Here is an 18,140-nt window from a genome sequence, read left to right on the forward strand (position 1 = left end):
GGCTTCGTCATGGGCAAGGCCGGCATGGGCACCAAGGGCCACGCCAAGGCCGCGCGCCACTGATGGCGACGGTTCTCGACGAGATCATCGTCGGGGTCCGCCAGGACCTCGAGGCCCGGCGCCGCGAGGTCCCCCTGGCCGCCATGCGGGAGCGGGCCGAGGAGGCCGTGCGGACCCGCCCGGCACGGGACGCCCACGCCGCCCTCGCCGGTGGCCGCGAGGATGCCGGCGGCATCCGGATCATCTCCGAGGTCAAGCGGTCCAGCCCGTCGAAGGGCGCGCTGGCCGAGATCTCCTCGCCGGCCGACCTGGCGCGGCAGTACGAGGCCGGGGGCGCCGCCGCGATCTCCGTGCTCACCGAACAGCACCGCTTCGGCGGGTCGCTGGCCGACCTCGACGCCGTGCGCGCCGCCGTGGGCATCCCGGTGCTGCGCAAGGACTTCACCGTCGACGAGTACATGGTCTACGAGGCCCGCGCCCACGGTGCCGACCTGGTGCTGCTGATCGTCGCGGCCCTGGACGACGCAGAACTGGCCGGACTGCTGCAGCTCACCCACGATCTCGGCATGAACGCCCTCGTGGAGGCGCACACCCCCGAGGAGATCGAGCGGGCCGTCGCCGTGGACGCGCGCATCGTGGGCGTGAACGTGCGCAACCTCAAGACCCTCGACGTCGACCCGCACAACTACCGCAACCTCGCCCCGCACCTTCCCGAGGGCGTGGTCCGGGTGGCGGAGTCCGGGGTGGAGGGACCCGAGCAGGTCGCCGGCTACGCGCAGGACGGTGCCGACGCCGTCCTGGTCGGCGAGGCCCTGGTGAAGCACGGCGACCCGTCCCAGGCGATCCGGGACTTCCGCGCGGCCTCGGTGACGGCCCGGGCCCGCTGACATCCGGCACCACAGCACAGGCACTGAACAGACTGGACCGAGACATGATTGAGCACACCGGCAGCTACCAGAACCAGCCCGGGCCGTACTTCGGCCCGTACGGCGGCCGCTGGATGCCCGAATCCCTGATCGCCGCCCTCGAGGAGGTCGAGCGCACCTTCACCGAGGCCCGTGAGGACCCGGAGTTCATCGCGCGACTGCAGGACCTGTTCACGAATTACGTGAACCGGCCGTCCCTGCTCACCGAGGTGCCCCGGTTCGCCGCCGACACCCCGGGCGTGCGGGTCTTCCTCAAGCGCGAGGACCTCAACCACACCGGTTCGCACAAGATCAACAACGTCATCGGCCAGGCACTGTTGGCGCAGCGGATGGGCAAGACCCGCCTCATCGCCGAGACCGGGGCCGGTCAGCACGGCGTGGCCACCGCCACGGCGGCCGCCCTGTTCGGCATGGAGTGCACCGTCTACATGGGCGAGGTGGACACCCAGCGCCAGGCCCTCAACGTGGCCCGCATGGAGATGCTCGGTGCCGAGGTCGTGGCTGTCACGACCGGTGCCCGCACCCTCAAGGACGCCATCAACGACGCGTTGCGGGACTGGGTCGCCTCCGTGGACACCACCCACTACCTGCTGGGCACGGTCACCGGACCGGCGCCGTTCCCCGCCATGGTCCGCTACTTCCACTCCGTCATCGGCGAGGAGGCCCGCGAGCAGGTCCTGGCCCAGACCGGACGCCTGCCGGACGCCGTGTGCGCCTGCGTGGGCGGCGGATCCAATGCCATGGGCATCTTCCACGGTTTCCTGGACGACCCGGGCGTCGAGCTCTACGGCCTGGAGGCCGGCGGGGAGGGCATGGACACCGGCCGCCACGCCGCCTCCATCAACCTGGGCCGCACGGGCGTGCTGCACGGAGCGCGCACCTACCTCATGCAGGACGAGGACGGACAGACCGTCGACTCGCACTCCATCTCCGCCGGCCTCGACTACCCGGCCGTCGGTCCCGAGCACGCCTGGCTGCACGACACCGGCCGGGCCACGTACGAGCCGGTCACCGACACCGAGTGCATGGACGCCTTCCAGCGGCTGTGCCGGACCGAGGGGATCGTGCCGGCGATCGAGTCCTCCCACGCCCTGGCCGGCGCCCTGCGACTGGCCCGCCGCTGGGCGGACGAGGGTCTCATCGGCCCGGACACGCCCGAGGACGAGCAGAAGATCATCGTCGTGAACCTCTCCGGACGCGGCGACAAGGACGTGGCCACCGCCGCGAAGTACTTCGGGATGCTGCCGGACGCCGAGACCCCCGCCGGCGGGGACGCCGAGGCCGTGGCGGCCCGGCCGGAAGGAGCCCAGAGCTGATGTCCGAGACCGTCAACACCGTGCACTCGCGCACCGCCGAGGCGATCGAGGCCGCCCGCGCGGCCGGGCGCACCGCCCTGATCGGCTACCTGCCCGCCGGGTACCCCACCGTCGAGGACTCCATCGAGGCGGCCGTGGCCCTGGGCAACAACGGGGCGGACGTCATCGAGATCGGCATCCCCTACTCGGACCCGGTCATGGACGGCCCGGTCATCCAGGCGGCCACCAGCCAGGTCCTGGCCGACGGCTTCCGGATCGACTCCGTGTTCGACATCGTCAAGGCCGTCTCGGCACGGACCGACGCGGTCGTGCTCGTGATGACCTACTGGAACATCGTGGACCGGATGGGCGTGGACACCTTCGCCCACCGGCTGTCCGAGGCCGGGGGAGCGGGCATCATCACCCCGGACCTCGTCCCCGAGGAGGCCGGCGACTGGTTCGAGGCCTCGGACCGGTACGGGCTGGACCGGGTCTTCCTCACCGCCCCCAGCTCCACCGACGAGCGGATCAAGCTCGTCGTCGGGTCCAGCCGCGGCTTCGTCTACGGCGTCTCCGTCATGGGCGTCACCGGCGCCCGCACCGAGGTCTCCTCGGCCGCCGAGCAGGTGGTGGCCCGTGCCCATGCGGCCGGTGCCCCGCGCGTGGCGGTCGGGCTGGGGATCTCCCGGCCCGAGCACATCCGCGAGATCGGGCGGTACGCCGACGGCGCGATCGTGGGCACCGCCCTGGTGAGCGCCCTGCGCGACGGCGGCCCGGCCGCCGTCGGGACGCTGACCGCCGAGCTGGCGTCCGGAGCGGTGAGGGACGGGGCCGACGCGTGAACGCGGTGCTGGTCACCGGAGCCATCCCCGCCCCCGGCTGGGACGGATTCCACCTCGGACCGGTGACGGTCCACGCCTACGCGCTGTGCATCATCGCCGGGATCATCGCCGGCCTGTGGCTCGGTACCGCCCGCTGGAAGGCCCGCGGCGGCCCCGAGGGCGGCATCATCGACGTCTCCATCTGGGCGATCCTGTTCGGGCTCGTCGGCGCCCGGCTCTACCACGTGTTCTCCTCGCCGGACGCCTACTTCGGCCCGGGGTTCGACGGCACCGGGGACCTGACGAGGATCTGGCGGGTCTGGGAGGGCGGCCTGGGGATCTGGGGCGCCGTGGCCCTGGGTGCGGTCGGCGCCCTGATCGCCTGCCGGCGGTACGGGTTCAAGCTCTCCGCCTATGCCGACGTCGTGGCCCCCGGCGTGCTGCTGGCCCAGGGCATCGGCCGGCTGGGCAACTACTTCAACCAGGAACTCTTCGGTGGACCCACCACCCTGCCGTGGGGCCTGCAGGTCAGCCCCGAGAGCCCCAACTGGCCCGCCGGGACCCTGGAGGGCACGCTGTTCCACCCCACGTTCCTCTACGAGATGCTGTGGAACCTGGCCGGCGTCGGGCTCCTGCTGCTCATCGACCGGCGACTGCGCCTGCGCCGCGGGATGATGGTCTGGGCCTACGTGGCCTGGTACACGGCCGGGCGCACCTGGATCGAGATGATGCGCATCGACGATGCCGAGATGATCACCCTCTTCGGCGTCACCCAGCGGCTCAACGTGTGGACCTCCCTATTGCTGTTCCTGATCGCCGTGGGCTTCCTCATCGGGCTCTGGGCCACCCGGCCCAGGACCGCCGAGGCGCGGGCCGCCGCCGACTCCGTCTGGAGGCCGGGCCGCGAGCCGTCCGCCGTGGAGGAGGGCCCGGACGCCGCCGCCCCCGCCCCGGCCGGGACCACGCCGGAAACGGAACCGACGCCTGATGGTCACAAAGTTAACGCGGACGAAACACAGAATGAGGGTTTTTCGCGTCGAAACGACGCGTGAGCCCCCCACCGGTCGCTAGTATTTACTCCACTGCACCGGCCACGGGTGACGCGGATGATCTCCAGCGTGCCTGAGCCGTCACCGGGGCCAACGACGTCCCCTTCCACCGCCCGAGTTCGCTCGGCACACCGGAAGGACCTCCATGACGTCACGCCCAGCTGCGGAGAACGCCCCCCGAGACGATGACGCGGCGCTGCCCGACGACAGCGCCGCCGAGGCCATGGCACGGGACCCGAAGAACCCGTTCAACCGCTTCTCCGCCATCCCGCCCGAGCAGGGCCTGTACCGTCCGGACACGGAGACCGAGAACTGCGGCCTGGCCGTGATCGCGACCCTGCGCGGCACGCCCGGCCACGACATCGTCGAGCACGCCCTGGTGGCCCTGCGCAACCTGGAGCACCGCGGCGGCGTCGGCGGCGACGACGGCACCGGCGACGGCGCCGGCCTGCTGATGCAGGTGCCGGACGAGTTCCTGCGCGCCGTCGTGGGCTTCGAGCTGCCCGCCGCCGGGGACTACGCCGTCGGCACCGCCTTCCTGCCCCAGCCCCAGGCCGAGTACGACGAGGCCGTGGCGGGGATCGAGCGACTGGCCGCCGACGAGGGGCTGACCGTGCTGGGCTGGCGCCCGGTCCCGGTCGACGAGACCGTCATCGGTGCCTCCGCGCGATCGGTGATGCCGCGTTTCGAGCAGCTGTTCATCACCGCCGAGGACTCCCTGGACGTGCGCGCCTGGCGGTTGCGCAAGCGGGCCCAGAACCGCTTCGGCGTGTACTTCCCGTCGCTGTCCCCGCAGACCATCGTCTACAAGGGCATGCTGTCCACGGGGCAGCTGCAGCCGTTCTACCCGGACCTGTCCGATCCCCGGTTCAAGACCTCGCTGGGGATCGTGCACTCCCGGTTCTCCACCAACACCTTCCCGTCCTGGCCGCTGGCCCAGCCGTTCCGCACCATCGCCCACAACGGCGAGATCAACACCGTCAAGGGCAACCGCAACTGGATGCGCGCCCGGCAGTCCCTGCTGGACTCTCCCGTGCTCGGCGAGGACCCGGAGAAGCTCTACCCCATCTGCACGCCGGGGGCCTCGGACTCCCAGTCCTTCGACGAGGTGGCCGAGCTGCTGATGCTGGGCGGGCGGCCGCTGAGCCACGCGGTCATGATGATGATCCCGGAGGCCTGGGAGAACCACGGCTCCATGGACCCGGACCGGCGCGCGTTCTACCAGTACCACTCCATGCTCATGGAGCCGTGGGACGGGCCCGCCGCCGTCGCCTTCACGGACGGTCGCCAGGTCGGCGCCGTGCTGGACCGCAACGGCCTGCGCCCGGCCCGCTACTGGGTCACCGACGACGGTCTGGTGGTGCTGGCCTCCGAGGTCGGCGTGCTGCCCCTGGCCCCCGCGCGCGTCGTCCGAAAGGGCCGCGTGGCCCCGGGCCGGATGTTCCTCGTGGACGCCGTGGCCGGCCGGATCATCGAGGACGACGAGGTCAAGGCCGAGGTCGCCGCCGCCAACCCGTGGCGCCGCTGGGTGGCCGAGAACCTGGTGGACCTCGCGGACCTGCCCGAGCGCGAGCACGTGCGCTACTCGGCCCAGTCCGTGGCCCACCGCCAGCGGACCTTCGGCTACACCACCGAGGAGCTGCGCGTGCTCATCGGGCCCATGGCCGCCACGGGTGCAGAGCCCCTCGGCGCCATGGGCACGGACACCCCGATCGCTGTGCTCTCGAAGCGGCCGCGGCTGCTGTTCGACTACTTCACGCAGTCCTTCGCGCAGGTCACCAACCCGCCGCTGGACGCGATCCGCGAGGAACTGGTCACCTCGATGCGCACCTCGATCGGCCCGGACGGCAACCTGCTGTCCACGGAGCAGGTGCGCACCCGGCACGTCAACCTCGAGTTCCCCGTGATCGACAACGACCAGCTGGCCAAGATCGCCAACCTGCGCGAGCAGCCCTCCGAGGGCGGACCCTCGCGCCGCGGCGCCAAGGTCGCCCTGAAGGTGCGCGGCCTGTACCGGGTCGACGCCGGCGCGGCCGGCCTGCGCGCCCGGCTCACCGAGATCTGCGAGCAGGTCTCCACCGCGGTGAACCGCGGGGTGCAGTTCATCGTGCTCTCCGACCGCGACTCCAACGCCCAGTGGGCGCCGATCCCCTCGCTGCTGCTGCTCTCGGCCGTGCACCACCACCTGCTGTCCTCCGCCAACCGGACGCGGGCCTCGCTGCTCGTGGAGGCCGGGGACGTCCGCGAGGTCCACCACGTGGCGGTGCTGATCGGCTACGGCGCCTCGGCCGTCAACCCGTACCTGGCCATGGAGTCCGCCGAGGCGCTCGTGCGCACCGGCGCCATCACCGGCGTCACCGCGGAGCAGGCCGTGGCCAACCTGATCAAGGCCCTGGGCAAGGGCGTGCAGAAGATCATGTCCAAGATGGGCATCTCCACGGTCGCCTCCTACTGCGGCGCCCAGACCTTCGAGGCCATCGGCCTGTCCCGGTCCCTCGTGGACCGGTACTTCGCCGGCACCCACACCCCCATGGGCGGGGTGGGGCTGGAGGTCATCGCCGCGGAGAACCAGCAGCGGCACTGGGCGGCGTACCCGCCGGACGGCAACGACATCGACCCGTACCGCGAGCTGGAGACGGGCGGGGAGTACCAGTGGCGCCGGGACGGGCCGCCGCACCTGTTCAACCCGGAGACGGTGTTCCGGCTGCAGCACTCCACCCGGACCCGCCAGTACGACGTCTTCAAGGACTACACCCGCCGGGTGGACGAGCAGTCCCAGGACCTGATGACCCTGCGCGGACTGCTGCGCCTGAAGACGGGGGTGCGCGAGCCGGTCCCGCTGGACGAGGTGGAGCCGGTCTCCTCGATCGTGAGGCGCTTCTCCACCGGGGCGATGAGCTACGGCTCCATCTCCCGGGAGGCGCACGAGACGCTGGCCATCGCCATGAACCGGCTGGGCGGCAAGTCCAACACCGGTGAGGGCGGAGAGGACCCCGAGCGGCTGCTCGACCCGGAGCGCCGATCGGCGATCAAGCAGATCGCCTCCGGCCGCTTCGGCGTGACCAGCCTGTACCTGGCCACCGCGGACGACCTGCAGATCAAGATGGCCCAGGGCGCCAAGCCCGGCGAGGGCGGCCAGCTGATGGGCACCAAGGTCTACCCCTGGGTGGCGTCCACGCGGCACTCCACGCCCGGGGTGTCCCTGGTGTCCCCGCCGCCGCACCACGACATCTACTCGATCGAGGACCTCGCCGAGCTGATCCACGACCTCAAGCGCGCCAACCCGGCCGCCCGCGTGCACGTCAAGCTCGTCTCCGAGTCCGGGGTGGGCACCGTGGCGGCCGGCGTGACCAAGGCCAAGGCCGACGTCGTGCTCATCTCCGGCCACGACGGCGGCACCGGCGCCTCGCCGCTGAACTCGCTCAAGCACGCCGGCGCCCCCTGGGAGCTGGGCCTGGCCGAGGCCCAGCAGACGCTGATGCTCAACGGGCTGCGCGACCGCGTGGTGGTCCAGGTCGACGGGCAGCTGAAGACCGGCCGGGACGTCGTGATCGCCGCCCTGCTGGGCGCCGAGGAGTACGGCTTCGCCACCGCGCCGCTCGTGGTCTCCGGCTGCATCATGATGCGGGTGTGCCACCTGGACACCTGCCCCGTGGGCGTGGCCACCCAGAACCCCGAGCTGCGCTCCCGCTTCACCGGGACCCCGGAGTTCGTGGTCACCTTCTTCGAGTACATCGCCGAGGAGGTGCGGGAGTACCTCGCCGAGCTGGGCTTCCGGTCCCTCGAGGAGGCGATCGGCCACATCGAGGTCCTCGACCGGGACGAGTCCCTGGACCACTGGAAGACCGGTGGGCTGGACCTGTCCGGCATCCTGTCCGGCTACGATCCGGCCGACCCCGAGAAGGCGCGGCAGCTGCTCAGCCACACGGGGCAGAACCACGAGCTGGACCGGCACTTCGACAACGACCTCATCACCGCCGCCGAGCCGGCGATCGCCACCGGGCAGCCGCTCGAGGTGTCCAAGGCGATCGTCAACACCGACCGTGCCGCCGGGACCATGCTGGGCTACCACGTGACCCGGGCCCGGCTGCTGGACGAGCTGGCGGACGACACCATCACCGTGCGGCTCACGGGCGAGGCCGGACAGTCCCTCGGGGCGTTCGTGCCCGCGGGCATCACCCTGCGGCTCGAGGGCGACGCCAACGACTACGTGGGCAAGGGCCTGTCCGGCGGACGGATCGTCGTGCGCCCGGACGAGCGGGCCGGGTTCGCCGCCGAGGACAACGTCGTGGCGGGCAACGTCATCGGCTACGGGGCCACGTCCGGCGAGCTGTACCTTCGCGGTCGCGTGGGCGAGCGGTTCCTGGTGCGCAACTCGGGGGCCAGCGCCGTCGTGGAGGGCATCGGGGACCACGGCTGCGAGTACATGACCGGTGGCCGGGCCCTGATCCTGGGCCGCACCGGGCGCAACTTCGGGGCCGGCATGTCCGGCGGTGTGGCCTGGGTCCTGGACCTGGACCGCACCGTGATGAACCCGCTGGCGATGGCGAACGGGGACCTGCTGCTGCTGGAACCCCGGCCCGAGGACCGGGAGGCGATCGCCGAACTGCTGGCCCGGCACCACGCCGAGACCGGGTCGCCGGTGGCGGCCCACCTGCTGGCCACGCTGGACGAGGCCCTGCCCCGGTTCACCACCGTGCTGCCGGCCACCTACGACGCCGTGCTCAAGGCCCGCGCGGCCGTCATCGATGAAGGACTGGACCCGGACGGCGTCGACGCCTGGGGTCGGATTCTGGAGGCAACCAATGGCTGATCCCCGTGGATTCCTGACCAACCGCGAACGCCGGGACCGTCCGTCCCGTCCGGTGCCCGTGCGCATCATGGACTTCAAGGACGTCTACGCCCGGCAGGACCCGGCCGTGGTGCGCCAGCAGGCCGGGCGCTGCATGGACTGCGGCGTGCCGTTCTGCCACCAGGGCTGCCCGCTGGGCAACCTCATCCCCGAGTGGAACGACCTGGTCCGCCAGGGCCGGATGGAGGAGGCGGCGGCACGGCTGCACGCCACCAACAACTTCCCCGAGGTCACCGGGCGCATCTGCCCGGCGCCCTGCGAGTCCTCCTGCGTGCTGGGCATCAACCAGCCGGCGGTGACCATCAAGCAGACCGAGGTGTCGATCGCGGACGCCGCCTTCGACAACGACTGGCTCGATCCGGTCATCCCGCAGCGGCTCAACGGGCACACGGTGGCCGTCGTCGGCTCCGGCCCGGCGGGGCTGGCCGCGGCCCAGCAGCTCACGCGGGCCGGGTTCACGGTGGCCGTCTTCGAGCGGGACGAGAAGGTCGGCGGACTGCTGCGCTACGGCATCCCGGACTTCAAGATGGAGAAGGACATCCTGGACCGGCGCATCGAGCAGATGGTCGCCGAGGGCACCCGGTTCCGCACCTCCGTGTCCATCGGCGAGGACATCACGTGGTCCGAACTGCGTGAGCGCTACGACGCCGTCATCATCGCCACCGGTGCGCCCGTGCCGCGCGACCTGCCCGTCACCGGCCGGCACCTGGCCGGGATCCACCCCGCCATGGACTACCTCGTGCAGTCCAACCGGGTGGTGGCCGGCCAGCAGGTCCCGGACCAGATCCGGGCCGACGGCAAGCACGTGATCGTGCTCGGCGGCGGGGACACCGGCGCGGACTGCATCGGCACCGCGCACCGCCATGGCGCGGCCTCCGTCACCACGCTGGCGATCGGCCGGGAACTGCCCACCGAGCGGCCGGAGGACCAGCCCTGGCCCACCATGCCGAAGGTCTTCGAGGTGACCAGCGCCGACGCCGAGGGCGGCACCCGCGAGTACCTGGCCTCGACCGTGGAGTTCCTCGACGACGGCAACGGCCACGTCCGCGCCCTGCGGGTGGCGGAGACCGAGTACCTGCCGGACGGGCGGCGGGTGCCCCGGCCGGGCACCGAACGGGAGATCCCGGCCGACCTCGTGCTGCTGGCCCTCGGGTTCACGGGGGTGGAGGACACCGGGCTGACCCAGGGACCGGACGGCGCCGGCGTCGTGCTCGAGGGCGGCCTGGTCCGCCGGGACCGGCGGTACGAGACGGACACCCCGGGGGTGTTCGTGGCCGGCGACGCAGGGCGCGGGGCCTCGCTGGTGGTGTGGGCGATCGCCGAGGGCCGGGCCTGTGCCCGGGCCGTGGACGAGTCGCTGGAGAGCTGGACCCGCTTGCCCTCCCCGGTGGAGCCCACGGACCGGCCGATCGCGGTGCGCGCCGACGACGGTGCCCTGCGGCCGCGGCGGCGTGAGTACGCCTCCGAGGCGGCCGAGGCCCGGGTGCGCGGATGATCCGGTCGTTCACCCGCACGTCGTCCCGCGTCAGTCCCGGAAGGGACCTTCCGCTCGTTAGGGTGGAACCATGAGACACGCGAAGATCGTTGCCACGTTCGGTCCGGCCACGGAGGGATACGAGAACACCAGGGCGCTGATCGCCGCGGGCGTGGACGTCGCGCGGATGAACATGAGCCACGGCACGTACGAGGTGCACGAGCGGACCTACGCGGACATCCGCCGGGCCGCCACGGACCTGGACCGCCCGGTGGCGGTCTTCGCCGACCTGCAGGGCCCGAAGATCCGGCTGGGCCGGTTCGCCGACGGGCCGCACGCGCTGGCCGTGGGGGACCGGTTCACGATCACCACCCAGGAGGTGGAGGGCACCGCCGAGCGGTGCGGCACCACCTTCAAGGGGCTGCCGCAGGACGTCCGCACCGGGGACACCCTGCTGATCGACGACGGCAAGGTCGCGCTGCGGGCCGTGGAGGTCACGGACACGGACGTGGTCACCGAGGTCACCGTGGCGGGCACCGTGTCCAACAACAAGGGCATCAACCTGCCGGGCGTGGCGGTCAACGTCCCGGCACTGTCGGAGAAGGACGAGGAGGACCTGCGCTGGGCGCTGGACCTCGGCGTGGACATGGTGGCGCTGTCCTTCGTCCGCTCGGCCCAGGACGTGCAACGCGTGCACGAGATCATGGCGGAGCAGGGCCGGAAGGTCCCGGTCATCGCCAAGATCGAGAAGCCGCAGGCGGTGGAGGCCCTGCACGGGATCGTGGACGCGTTCGACGCGATCATGGTGGCCCGCGGCGACCTGGGCGTGGAACTGCCGCTCGAGGACGTCCCGGTGGTGCAGAAGCGGGCCATCGAGCTGGCCCGGCGCTGGGCCAAGCCGGTCATCGTGGCCACGCAGGTGCTCGAGTCGATGATCGACAACCCCCGGCCGACCCGCGCCGAGGCCTCGGACTGCGCCAACGCGGTGCTCGACGGCGCCGACGCCGTGATGCTCTCGGGCGAGACCTCGGTGGGCAAGTACCCGGTGGTCACCGTGGAGACGATGGCCCGGATCATCGAGTCCACCGAGACCCACGGCCTGGACCGGATCCTGCCGCTGGGGTCGCGGCCGAAGACCCGCGGCGGGGCCATCACCCGGGCCGCCGTGGACATCGCCAACCAGCTCGACGTGCGCTACCTGGCCACCTTCACGCAGTCCGGCGACTCGGCCCGGCGGTTGTCCCGGTTGCGGCCGCACCAGATGGTCTACGCGTTCACCCACGTGGAGCACACCCACAACATCCTGTGCCTGTCCTGGGGGGTGTTGCCGAAGATGGTGCCGTTCGCCGACTCCACCGACGAGATGACGGCCCAGGTGGACCGTTCGCTGCTCAAGGAGGGCATCGCCGGGGTCAACGACCTCGTGGTCATCGCGGCCGGTTCGCCTCCCGGCCAGGCGGGTTCCACGAACACGGTCAAGGTGCACCGGATCGGCGACCTCGCGGACTCCGGCGGACTGCTGCAGGGCTACCAGCGTCCGGCGCGGGAACGGGTGGGCGTGTGGCCGGCGCGGTCCCCGCTCTGAGATGATCACGGACACGGACCGCGGCCACCTGCGGCGATGCGTGGAACTGGCCGAGGCGGCCCTGGGGAGCGGGAACGAGCCCTTCGGCTCCGTGCTGGTCTCCGCGGACGGCGCCGTGCTCCTCGAGGACCACAACCGGGTGGGCGGCGGGGACGCCACGCGTCACCCGGAGTTCGCGATCGCCCGGTGGGCCGCCGGGCACCTGAGCCCGGACCAGCGGTCCACGTCCGTGGTCTACACCTCCGGTGAGCACTGCGCCATGTGCTCCGCCGCGCATGCCTGGGTGGGACTGGGACGGATCGTCTACGCCAGTTCGAGTGCCCAGCTGGGCCGGTGGTTCCGCGGGCTGGGAGTCCCGCCCGGACCGGTCGCGGCGCTGTCCATCCGGCAGGTCGCCCCCGGGGTGCCGGTCGACGGCCCGGACGAGGAGCTCGCGGAGCAGGTCCGGAGGCTGCATCACCGCTATCACCGCTATCACCGCTTCGAGGAGGGTGCGGGCTCAGCGGACCCCGCCGGCGGAGTCAGCCCATCTGGTCGATGACCGTCTGGGCCACCTCCCGCATCGTCAGGCGACGGTCCATGGAGGTCTTCTGGATCCACCGGAAGGCCTCGGGCTCGGACAGGTCCAGGGTGGTCGTCAGCACGGACTTCGCCCGGTCCACCAGCTTGCGGGTGGCGAACTGCTCGGTGAGGTCGGAGACCTCGGCCTCCAGGGCGCGCAGCTCCTCGAACCGGGCCACCGCCAACTCGATCGCCGGCACCAGGTCGTTCTCGCTGAAGGGCTTGACCACGTAGGCCATCGCCCCGGCCTGGCGGGCCCGTTCCACCAGCTCTCGCTGGCTGAAGGCGGTCAGCAGCACCACGGGCGCCACCCGGTCCCGGGCGATCTGCTCGGCGGCGGTGATGCCGTCCATGATGGGCATCTTCACGTCCATCAGCACCACGTCCGGCTGCAGCTCCGTGGCCAGCTCCACCGCCCGCTGGCCGTTGTCCGCCTCGCCGACCACCGCATAGCCCTGGGACGAGAGGATCTCCACGATGTCGAGGCGGATCAGCGTCTCGTCCTCGGCGACGACGACGCGCAACGGCTCATCGGTGCTCGGGGCGGTGCTCTCGGTCGGCATGGTGGCTCCTCGCAGGTGGGGACGGTTCACGGGACTCACGGTTCAGCGTATCCCGAGGCCGGGTCCCGGCGGTCGCGCGTGTATCCTTGTGGAGTTGCCTCGCCGGATCCCGGCGGGCCCCAATGGCGGAACTGGCAGACGCGCCGCACTCAAAATGCGGTATCGAGAGATGTGTGGGTTCGAGTCCCACTTGGGGCACTGGCGGCGGGGCGGTGCGACCGCCCGCGGCCGTTAGTCCTTCCGGCGCTCCGGGTCGAGGATCATATTGGTGATCCTCGCGCTGGACAGCCGCCGTCCCTGCTCGTCGGTCATGACGATCTCGTGCGTGGTCAGCGTCCCGCCCAGGTGGATCGGTGTGCAGGTCCCCGTCACGGTGCCCCGCTGGATCCCCCGGTGATGCGTGGCCCCGATCTCGATCCCGACCACCGGCTTGCCGGCGTGCAGGACCGCGGCGATGGACCCCAGGGTCTCGGCCAGCACCAGGTGGGCCCCGCCGTGCAGCAGCCCGGCGTTCTGCTCGTTGCCGGCCACCGGCATGGTGGCGACCATGCGCTCCACGGTCATCTCCTGGAACACGATGCCCATCTTGGCGGTCAGCGGACTGATCCCCAGCCGGCCCAGCCTGCCGTGGATCTCCTCCGGGATCCCCGAGTCCAGCATGAGCCGCCGCAGCTCCTCGGGCGAGGGGTCCGGCGTGACCCCGGGGACGAAGGCGTAGGGGGCCGCGGCGGGGGCGCGTGTCTGGGCTGAGTCCATGAGCATTAGGCTGGCACCCGTGACTGATTCGAGCAATTCCGCACCTGACACCGCCCAGCGACTGCTGGTCATCGACGGCCACTCGATGGCCTTCCGGGCCTTCTACGCCCTGCCGGTGGACAACTTCGTCACGGACACCGGTCAGCACACCAACGCCGTCTACGGCTTCACCACCATGCTGCTGACCATGATCCGCCAGCAGAAGCCCACGCACGTCGCGGTCGCCTTCGACCTGGACACCCCCACCTTCCGCTCCGAGCAGTATGAGGAGTACAAGGCGGGCCGGTCCAAGACCCCGGAGGAGTTCCACGGGCAGGTCGAGCTGATCCAGAAGGTCATGGAGGCCATGAACATCCCCACCATCACGGTGGACGGCTTCGAGGCGGACGACATCGTGGCGACGATGGCGGCCCAGGCCGAGGCGGCCGGCTGGCAGACCCGGGTGGTCTCGGGCGACCGGGACGCGTTCCAGCTCATCACCGACCGGACCCTGGTGCTGTACCCGAAGAAGGGCGTCTCGGACATCCCGCCGATGGACGCCGCCGCGATCGAGGCGAAGTACGGCGTGCCCCCGCAGCGCTACCCGGACCTGGCGGCCCTGGTGGGGGAGAGCGCCGACAACCTGCCGGGCGTGCCGGGCGTGGGCCCGAAGACCGCCGCGAAGTGGATCGGGCTGTACGGCACGGTCGAACAGGTCCTGGAGCACGCCGAGGAGATCAAGGGCAAGGCGGGCCAGTCCCTGCGGGACCACGCCGAGTCCGTCCGCCGCAACCGCAGGCTCAACGCGCTGGTGACGGACATGGACCTGCCCGTGGCGCTGGAGGCCACCGAGCTCGAGCACCCGGACCACGAGCAGATCGAGGACCTCTTCGACGCCCTGCAGTTCAACGCCGTGCGCCAGCGCCTGTTCGACACCCTCGCCGAACGGCTGGGCGGCGAGCCCGAGGCCGCCCCGGTCGAGCAGACCCCGGACTTCGCGGTCGCCACCACCGCCGAGGAGCTGGAGGCGTTCATCACCGCACACGGGGCCAACCTGGTGGGCGTGCACGTGGTCCTGGACGGGCCCGCCATCCTGCCCAAGCGCAAGATCCCGGCCCCCGGGGACTACGGGGTCCCGCTCGGGGCGGCGCTCGTGGCGGAGGGCGCCGCCGTCTACGTCCCCCTGGACACGCCCGACGCCGGCGCCGGCCCGGTGCTGGCCGACTATCTGTCCCAGTCCGGTGCGCAGAAGGCGGTGTACGACCTGAAGGCGGCCGGCAAGGCCCTCAAGGCCTCGGGTGCCCGGACCGCACTGGGGCGCGCCGTGGCGCTGGCCGGCGTCGTGGACGACGTGCTGCTCTCGGCCTACCTGATCTCCCCGGACCGCCGGGGCTACGGCCTGGACGCCCTCGTCCAGGCGTACCTGCAGTCCACCCTCGAGATGGAGGACGACCCGACCCAGGCCGGGGACCAGCTGGAACTGGACCTCGGGGCGGCCGAGGCCGAGGGGGCCGACGCCGGGGCTGCGCTGCTCCAGGCCCGGGCCGCCGCCACCGTCCGCGCAGCCTGGATGGTGCGCCGGTTGTCCGAGGTGTTCGTGCCCCAGCTGCTCGAGCGCGGGGCCCAGCAGCTGCTGCGGGACCTCGAGATCCCGCTGGCCCTGGTGCTCGTGGACATGGAGCTGGCCGGCATCGCCGTGGACCGGCCCGTGCTGGACGGGCTCTTCGAGGAGTTCACCACGCGGATGCAGTCCGCCCAGGAATCGGCGTGGGCCTCCGTGGCGGAGGCCACCGGCGGGGAGAAGGTCAACCTCGGCTCGCCCAAGCAGCTGCAGGCGCTGCTGTTCGAGAAGCTCGACATGCCGCGCACGCGCAAGACCAAGACCGGGTACTCCACGGACGTGGACTCGCTCACCGACCTGCTGGCCCAGACCCAGCACCCCTTCCTCGAGAACCTCATGCTCCACCGGGACGCCACCAAGCTGCGCCAGACCGTGGAGGGACTGCTGGACACGGTGGCCGGGGACGGGCGCATCCACACCACCTACTCGCAGACCGCCGCCGCCACCGGGCGGCTGTCCAGCCTGCACCCGAACCTGCAGAACATCCCGGTCCGGACCGAGGCGGGCCGGAAGATCCGCGAGGTGTTCGTCGTGGGGGAGGGCTACGGCACCCTGCTCACGGCCGACTACTCCCAGATCGAGATGCGCATCATGGCGCACCTGTCCGAGGACGAGGCCCTGATCCAGGCGTTCCGGGAGGGTGAGGACCTGCACCGCTTCGTCGGCGCCCAGGTGTTCGGCGTGGAGCCCCAGGACGTCTCCTCGGAGATGCGCGCCAAGGTCAAGGCCATGAGCTACGGCCTGGCCTACGGGCTGAGCTCCTTCGGCCTCTCCAAGCAGCTCCAGATCCCCGTCGACGAGGCACGGTCCCTCATGAAGGGCTACTTCGACCGCTTCGGCGCGGTGCGCGACTACCTCAAGGAGGTCGTGGCCAAGGCCCGCCAGGACGGTTTCACCGCGACCATCCTGGGCCGGCGCCGCTACCTGCCGGACCTGAACAGCGACAACCGCCAGTTGCGGGACATGGCCGAGCGCGCCGCGCTCAACGCCCCCATCCAGGGCTCGGCGGCGGACATCATCAAGCAGGCCATGCTGGACGTCCAGTCCGGACTGGTGGAGCAGGGACTGCGCTCCCGGCTGCTGCTGCAGGTCCACGACGAACTGGTCCTCGAGGTCCCGGACGAGGAACTCGACGCGGCCACCACCCTGCTCCAGGAGCGGATGGGAGCGGCCGCGGAACTGTCCGTCCCGCTGGACGTGCACGTCGGCGTCGGGCGGAGCTGGCACGATGCCGCGCACTGATCCCGTCCTGCCCGAGGGACTCCGGCTGCATCGCTTCGAGGTCACCGGCCGCCCGGCCGCGGAGGACCCCGCCGCGGCCCTGTTCCTGCGGACCGTCGAGCGCGGCTTCTACGAGCCGGAGCCGACGGGCACCGCACTGGACCAGCTGCTCGGCTACGCCCACGCGGACGGGCGCACCTACACCGGCGTCTACGCGGCCGGTGCCGACCCGGCCGCCGACCGCCCGGTCGGCACCTTCTCCGGTTTCGACAAGCGCCTGCACACCGGCCGGCGCCGGGAGGTCGACGCCCGCCTGATCTCCGAGGTCACCGTCTCCCCGAGCCATCGCCGCCGCGGGATCCTGCGCGCCCTGATGGAGTCGGAACTGGCGATCGCCGCCGAGCGGGGCCTGCCGCTGGCGGCGCTGACCGCCTCCGAGGCCACCATCTACCGCCGCTTCGGCTTCGGCGCGGCCACCGCCCAGCGCTCCGTCGAGGTGGACGTCCGGGGGGACGCCGCCCTGGCGGGACCGGTGACCGGCCGCGTCGAGCTGGTGGAGCCGGGGGACCTGGCCGGGCTGGGCCCGCGGCTGTTCGGGCAGGCCTACCTGCAGACGCCCGGTTCCGTGCAGCGGATGGCCTCCTACGGCGGCCACGAGACGGACACCATCGAGTCGGGCCGTCACGGGAAGGACCAGGGGCTGTTCGCCGCGGTCCACTACGACGACGGCGGGGCGCCCCGCGGGTACGTCACCTACCGGTTCGCCGGCTGGGACTCGGACCCGGCCACCATCCGGGTCTCGCTGCTGTCCGCCACCACGGCGGAGAGCACCCGGGCCCTGTGGTCCTTCCTGGCGAACCTGGACCTCATCGAGCGGGTCAGCTGGCGCGGCGCGCCGGACGACGGCCTGCTGGAGCACCTGTTCGCGGACCACCGCCGGGTGCGCACCACCGGTAGAGAGGACCACCTGTGGCTGCGCTTGCTGGACCTCCCGGCGGCCCTGCGCGGCCGGTCCTGGGCCCGCGACGGTGAGCTGACCCTGCGGGTGCACGACCGCCTCGGGCACACCGCGGGCGACTGGCGCCTGACCGTGGCCGGCGGCGAGGCCGACGTCGTGCCGCTGGGCGCGGACCCGGACCTGGAGCTGGACGTCGCGGACCTGTCCGGGGCCTACCTGGGCGGGGTGTCCGCCGAGGTGCTCCGCCAGGCCGGGAGGATCACCGAGCACCGGATCGGGGCCGCCGCCGCCCTGGCCGGGATGCTGGCGCAGGACCGGCCCGTCCACTGCATGACCGGGTTCTGACGGACGGTGGTCCCGGAGGGCCGCCCCCGGGAGCACGCCCCGCTTTGACCGCGACTTGGGACGGCGGCTAGACTGGCCGAGCACTTTCTGTGCATACCCAATAATCCAAATCAACCCACTATCCGGGTGTCGCG

At 71.8% G+C, this 18,140-nt stretch carries 11 protein-coding genes, 1 tRNA gene and 1 pseudogene; 11 read left to right on the top strand and 2 right to left on the bottom strand.

What is annotated here, in order from left to right; genetic code table 11:
• Positions 1 to 62 precede the first annotated feature (62 nt).
• The 8 genes and pseudogenes from trpC to PLJ28_RS02470 all read left to right on the top strand — a co-directional run bounded on the left by trpC (position 63) and on the right by PLJ28_RS02470 (position 12,543).
• The gene (trpC, locus tag PLJ28_RS02435; protein ID WP_298043685.1) at positions 63 to 887 is read left to right on the top strand and encodes an indole-3-glycerol phosphate synthase TrpC; all 825 of its coding nucleotides are present in this window, start codon (positions 63 to 65) and stop codon (positions 885 to 887) included.
• 44 nt (positions 888 to 931) lie between these two features.
• Positions 932 to 2,242 (top strand): tryptophan synthase subunit beta, encoded by a 1,311-nt coding sequence (gene trpB / locus PLJ28_RS02440; protein WP_298043687.1) that lies wholly within the window; start codon positions 932 to 934, stop codon positions 2,240 to 2,242.
• A complete protein-coding gene (trpA, locus tag PLJ28_RS02445; RefSeq protein ID WP_324589866.1) occupies positions 2,242 to 3,063 on the top strand; it encodes a tryptophan synthase subunit alpha in 822 nt (273 codons plus the stop codon). Before trpB ends, trpA begins: the two co-directional genes overlap by 1 nt.
• Positions 3,060 to 4,094, top strand: a complete 1,035-nt coding sequence (gene lgt, locus PLJ28_RS02450) for a prolipoprotein diacylglyceryl transferase (protein ID WP_298043691.1) — start codon at positions 3,060 to 3,062, stop codon at positions 4,092 to 4,094. The genes trpA and lgt overlap by 4 nt, the downstream gene beginning before the upstream one ends.
• 220 nt (positions 4,095 to 4,314) lie before the next feature.
• On the top strand, positions 4,315 to 8,904 hold the full coding sequence (gene gltB / locus PLJ28_RS02455; RefSeq protein ID WP_298043753.1) for a glutamate synthase large subunit: 4,590 nt from the start codon (positions 4,315 to 4,317) through the stop codon (positions 8,902 to 8,904).
• Positions 8,897 to 10,360 (top strand): annotated as a pseudogene (locus PLJ28_RS02460) (glutamate synthase subunit beta); the annotation flags it as partial. The gene gltB and the pseudogene PLJ28_RS02460, both read left to right, overlap by 8 nt.
• Positions 10,361 to 10,508: 148 nt before the next feature.
• Positions 10,509 to 12,002 (top strand): pyruvate kinase, encoded by a 1,494-nt coding sequence (gene pyk, locus PLJ28_RS02465; RefSeq protein ID WP_183525698.1) that lies wholly within the window; start codon positions 10,509 to 10,511, stop codon positions 12,000 to 12,002.
• Between the two features lies 1 nt (position 12,003).
• Positions 12,004 to 12,543 (top strand): nucleoside deaminase, encoded by a 540-nt coding sequence (locus PLJ28_RS02470; RefSeq protein ID WP_183525701.1) that lies wholly within the window; start codon positions 12,004 to 12,006, stop codon positions 12,541 to 12,543.
• Here the strand turns inward: PLJ28_RS02470 and PLJ28_RS02475 are convergent.
• Positions 12,524 to 13,126, bottom strand: coding sequence for an ANTAR domain-containing response regulator (locus tag PLJ28_RS02475; RefSeq protein ID WP_183525704.1), 603 nt, complete (start codon positions 13,124 to 13,126; stop codon positions 12,524 to 12,526). The genes PLJ28_RS02470 and PLJ28_RS02475 overlap by 20 nt on opposite strands.
• Before the next feature lie 116 nt (positions 13,127 to 13,242).
• Here PLJ28_RS02475 and PLJ28_RS02480 point away from each other — a divergent pair.
• A tRNA-Leu gene (locus PLJ28_RS02480) sits at positions 13,243 to 13,324 on the top strand.
• Between the two features lie 33 nt (positions 13,325 to 13,357).
• Here the strand turns inward: PLJ28_RS02480 and PLJ28_RS02485 are convergent.
• Positions 13,358 to 13,888, bottom strand: a complete 531-nt coding sequence (locus PLJ28_RS02485; RefSeq protein ID WP_183525707.1) for a hotdog fold thioesterase — start codon at positions 13,886 to 13,888, stop codon at positions 13,358 to 13,360.
• Between PLJ28_RS02485 and polA the strand changes: the two genes are divergently transcribed.
• Together polA and PLJ28_RS02495 are read left to right on the top strand one after the other, a co-directional pair.
• Positions 13,881 to 16,724, top strand: coding sequence for a DNA polymerase I (polA, locus tag PLJ28_RS02490; protein ID WP_183525710.1), 2,844 nt, complete (start codon positions 13,881 to 13,883; stop codon positions 16,722 to 16,724). The genes PLJ28_RS02485 and polA overlap by 8 nt on opposite strands.
• Entirely contained in the window at positions 16,711 to 18,006 is a 1,296-nt protein-coding gene (locus PLJ28_RS02495; RefSeq protein ID WP_298043703.1) for a GNAT family N-acetyltransferase, read from the top strand. Before polA ends, PLJ28_RS02495 begins: the two co-directional genes overlap by 14 nt.
• Positions 18,007 to 18,140: the final 134 nt, after the last annotated feature.

Source organism: Citricoccus sp., assembly GCF_035445025.1.
Taxonomy (GTDB): Bacteria; Actinomycetota; Actinomycetes; order Actinomycetales; family Micrococcaceae; genus Citricoccus.